Annotated in this window: 2 protein-coding genes; both read right to left on the bottom strand. The window is 71.9% G+C overall.

Annotated features, from left to right (window positions below; all coding sequences use genetic code 11):
* The coding region (ligD, locus tag ACYP33_RS21295; RefSeq protein ID WP_459623809.1) for a non-homologous end-joining DNA ligase at positions 1-1,921 on the bottom strand (1,921 nt) is incomplete at its 3' end.
* Positions 1,922-1,945: 24 nt separating this feature from the next.
* Positions 1,946-3,073: a non-homologous end joining protein Ku gene (ku, locus tag ACYP33_RS21290; protein WP_459623808.1), complete on the bottom strand. Its 1,128-nt coding sequence runs from the start codon at positions 3,071-3,073 to the stop codon at positions 1,946-1,948.
* Positions 3,074-3,539 lie beyond the last annotated feature (466 nt).

Raw genomic sequence — 3,539 nt, 5'->3', positions numbered from 1 at the left:
TCGGTGCGGGTGCGGGCGTTTCGCGGACGATCCGCGATGCGGGCTTGTCGTCGCGCAGCGCGACGAACGCCGCCTGACGCACGAGGCCGTCCGCCGTCCAGTTCGCGAACTCGCATTCGGCCACGAGCGTGGGCGCCACCCAGTGCACGGCGCCGCCGCCGCGCGGTTTCGGCGGTGTCGCGAACGGCGTGCGCGCCCGCTCGACGGCCTGCAGTTGGCGCAGCAGCGACGCGAGCTGGCGCCGGTCGAAGCCGGTGCCGACGCGGCCCGCGTAGCGCAGTGTCGCCGTGCTGTGGCGTCCGCCGTTGCGGTCGCCCGGTGCGTCGAACACGCCGAGCAGCAGCGCGCCGAGGCCTTCGCGGCTGCCTTGCGGATCGGTGTAGCCGCCGATCACGAACTCCTGCCGCTGTCGGCATTTCAGCTTGATCCACGCGTCGCCGCGCCCGGCGCGGTAGCGGCTGCCGCCGCGCTTGCCGATCAGGCCTTCGAGCCCGGCCTCGGCCGCCGCCGCGAGCAGTTCGGCCGGCTCGCCGTCGAGCGTCGGCGAGAGCCGCAGATGGGGCGACGCCGCTTCGCCGAGCCGCTGCGCGAGCAGCGCGCGACGCGCATCGAGCGGCAGATCCTGCAACGCGCGGCCGTCCAGATGCGGCACGTCGAACAGGAACAAGGTGATCGCGCCGTCGTCGCCGGACGACAGCGCCTGTTGCAGCGCCGCGAAGCTCGGTGCGCCGTTCGGGTCGGCCACCACCGCCTCGCCGTCGAACCAGGCGTTGCGCACCGGCAACGCGGCGAGGGCTTCGCACTGCACATGAAATTTCGCGCTCCAGTCGTTGCCCTCGCGCGTGTAGATTTGCGCCGAGCGCCGCCGGCCGCTGCCGGCGATGCGGATCAGCACGCGGTAGCCGTCGAATTTCATTTCGTAGCGCCAATCGTCGCCGGGAGGGGGCGCATCGACGAGCGTCGCGAGCTGGGGACTGAGGCGCTCGGGCAGGGCGGCGCGGCGGCCTGCGGGGGCGGGGTGGGAGGGGGCGGCGTTCGACGAGGGCTTGGCGTGGCGCTTCGTCTTTGCGGTGGTGCCCGGTGTGGCGCGGGCGGCTTCGCTCGGCGTGGCGTTCGACGAGACCTTGGCGCGGCGGTTTACCTTGGCGGTGGTGCCCGGTGCGGCGCGGACGGCCTCGCTTGTTGCAGCGCTCGGCGAGGACTTGGCGCGGCGATTCGTCTTCGCGGTGGTGCCCGGTGTGACGTGAGCCGCCTCGCTCTTTGCAGCGCTCGACGAGGCCTTCGCGCGGAGGTTTGCCTTGGCGGCGGTGCCCGGCACGGCGTGGGCGGTCTCGTTCGACGAGACCTTGGCGCGACGCTTCGCCTTCGCGGCGCTGCCCGGCGCCTCGCTCGCCGCCTCGTCGCGGGCCTTGATCAGCAGCCACGATGTCTGCTTGCCGTGCCCGATCGAGCGCGTGCGCACCAGCGACCAGCGCCCGTGCAGCTTGCCGCCTTCGAGCGCGAACGTGAGCTTGCCGTCGCGGTAGCCGCGCCGCGCGCCGGCCTGCCCGCCGTCCGGAATCCAGTGGCCGGCGTCGTCGATCCGCACGCTGCCGGCGCCGTAATGGCCGACGGGAATGTCGCCCTCGAACGCGCCGTAATCGAGCGGATGATCCTCGGCCTGCACGGCGAGCCGCTTGACCGAAGGGTCCAGGCTCGGCCCCTTCGGAACGGCCCAGGATTTGAGCACGCCGTCGAGTTCGAGCCGGAAGTCGTAATGCAGATGCCGCGCGTGATGCTCCTGCACGACGAACCGCAGCGCAGCCGGGGCGGCGCGGGCGGCCGGGGCCGAACGGACGGCGCGGGCGGGCGCGCCGCTCGGTTCGGGCGTCGCGTCGAAACGGCGCTTGCGGCGGTAGTCGGCGAGCTTGCGGGTCGGCATCGGCGCTCCGGTATCGGTTCGGGCTCAGGCGGCCCGGCGCTTGGGCGCGTGGCCGCGAGCGGCCGCGGCGGCCTTCGGTTTGGCGGCGGCCGTTTTCTTCGCGACGGGGCGCTTGGCGGCAGCCTGTTTCGTCGCCGTCTTGCCGGGGGGCTTCTTTTTCGTCGATGCCGATGCCGATGTCGATTCCTTCGGCGCGCGCTTGCCGGTCGGGGCGGCTTTCCCGGCGGCGTTGGCGGCCTTGGCGGCCTTCGCCGCCGCCTTCTTGCGAACCGGCTTGTCGTGATTGTCGCGATTGTCGCGACCGCCGCCGTCGCTCGCGGCCGCCTCGGGCTGCACCCCGTCGTTTGCCTGCCGCCCGCGCTTGCCGCTCAGGCTGCGGCGCAGCAGCTCGGTCAGGTCGAGAACGTTCGACGGCGCGCGCGGCTTGCCGGCGGCGGGGGTTTCGACCTTCTTCGATTTGCCGGCCTTGATCTTGCGTTCGACGAGCGCCAGGATGTCGTCGCGAAACGTGTCGCGATAGGCGTCCGGCGACCAGTTGCCCGACATGTCGTCGATCAGCTTGCCGGCCATCTGCCGCTCGCGGGCGCTGACGCCGGCCTTCCGGGCGCTGGTCCGGCCGGCCGCGAATTCGTCGAGCGGGCGCAGTTCGTTATCCCAGCGCAGCAGGTCGAGCGCGAGCACCGCGCCCACCGGAATCAGCGCCGCCAGATGCTGCCGCTCGTGGATGACCACGTGCGCGATGCCGATCTTGCCGGTATCGACGAGCGCCTCGCGCAGCAGCGCATAGACCTTCTCGCCGTTGCGGTCGGGCAGCAGGTAATACGGCGTATCGAGATACAGGAACGACACGGCGGCGGCCTCGACGAACGTCACGATGTCGATCGAGCGCGTCGATTCGGGGTTCGCGGCGCGGATCTCGTCGTCGCTCAGCACGACGTAGCGTTCCTTTTCGTATTCGTAGCCGCGCACGATGTCCTCGCGCGGCACCTCGCGGCCGGTGCGCTTGTTCACGCGCCGGTAGCCGACCGGGTCCATCGAGCGCTGGTCGAGCAGGTGAAACGACGGCTTGACGGTGCGCGTGGCCGGCACCAGTTGCACCGGCACATGGACCAGCCCGAAGCTGATCGCTCCTTTCCAGATCATGGCAGGCATCGCGTGCTCCGTGAGTGATTCGGATGGCGAAGGGCTTTCCGCCGTGCCGCATTCCCGCTTGCCGCGCGCGGGGCGGCCCGAGTTCGGGTTTTCGCAGGATGGATCGAGATGTTCGCAAGAGGCGTGCCGCGCGGCGGGGAGGGCCGATCGGCAGGCCGATTCGCGTCGGTCCGGCTGCGGCGGCAGCGCACCCGTGCGTCGGAGCATCCGGTCGGCCAGGCGATTCGCGGGGGCCAGCCGGCCGGCGTCGCGCAAATCCTGCTGCCGGTTTGTAAAAAAGCGAGCCGTGGTGGCGGCCGATGTCGCCTGCCGGCGCGACGCAGCCGGGCCGGCGGCACCGGGGCGGCCGGGCAACCGACGCGCAGCGGCCGGGCAGAAAACCGATCCAAAACCGATCCAAAGCCGCCCCGAAGCCGCCCCGAAGCCGCCCCGAAGCCGCCCCGAAGCCGCCCCGAAGCCGCCCCGA

The sequence above is a fragment of the Burkholderia sp. 3C genome (assembly GCF_054589155.1).
The sequence above is the reverse complement of the archived record's forward strand: the minus strand, read 5'-3'. Positions and strand labels throughout refer to the sequence as shown.